Annotated in this window: 1 protein-coding gene; it reads right to left on the bottom strand. The window is 46.9% G+C overall.

What is annotated here, in order from left to right:
• Positions 1-21: 21 nt before the first annotated feature.
• Complete coding sequence (mobA, locus tag ACTHS3_RS15880) at positions 22-603, bottom strand: molybdenum cofactor guanylyltransferase MobA (protein ID WP_063068994.1); 582 nt, start codon at positions 601-603, stop codon at positions 22-24.
• Between the last annotated feature and the right edge of the window lie 254 nt (positions 604-857).

The following is an 857-nucleotide window of genomic DNA, read 5'->3' as shown; positions in this document are numbered from 1 at the left end:
TTAGTCCCCTTACTGACCCAACTACAAAGGCTGGGCCAAATCGTTTTCCGTGTTGTAGCTGATAAAATCCTGCTCATGAGGGAAATGGACAACCCGCGCGCGCTGTTGTTGCAACCAGCCGCGGATGCTGCGCATTCCTGAATAAAGGTATGGCACGGTGCTTTGCAGGATTTGCGGACGGATAAACATCACGCTGTAATGCGGCCTGGACGGGGTTTCAACGTAAAATGCATTGCACAACGGCGTGCGTTTGGCGATGGTCTCAAACTGGGAAACCAAGTTTTCAGGCAGGCGGGGCATATCGCAGGAGACGATAAGCAGCCAATCGGCAGTGGCAATTTGTAAATCGTTGGCGGCAGTACATAAGGCGGCTAAAGGACCGTAATGCTGCCATTGGCGCGCATCCGAGAAAACGTGCGCGCTGCGTTGGGCGTAAGATTCAAGGTTGCGGTTGGCACTGATGGCGATATGGCTGACTTGCGGGCGGATTTTTTCGATAACGTGGTCTATCAAGGCTTTATTGTGCCATTGTACCAACCCCTTATCGACACCTCCCATCCGGCTTCCCTGCCCGCCGGCCAATATCAGTGCGAAAATTTTCATTTTGGTAGTCCTTTGCGAAGCAGAGTATGGAGTGTGGTTCAAGATGTTGCGTTTATTGGATAAGTTTCAAGGTTTCAGGCCGTCTGAAACCTTATTTTTATGATTTAATTCACTTGAGATGAATTTTATCATAACATGATTTTACATTAAACCCCTGTTTTTTCTTATCATAACCACACAATTATTTTAGACAGGTTGTTTATAGGCCGAAAGAATGATATTTTTATAAGATTATCGGATTAGTCTTCCTGCGT

The sequence above is a fragment of the Neisseria sp. P0009.S007 genome, from assembly GCF_051962515.1.
Note: the sequence above shows the minus strand (reverse complement) of the source record. Positions and strands in the feature narration are given on the sequence as shown.

Coding starts and splice junctions, on each gene's coding strand:
- mobA (WP_063068994.1), bottom strand. CDS start 603: ATGAAAATTTTCGCACTGATATTGGCCGGCGGGCAGGGAAGCCGGATG.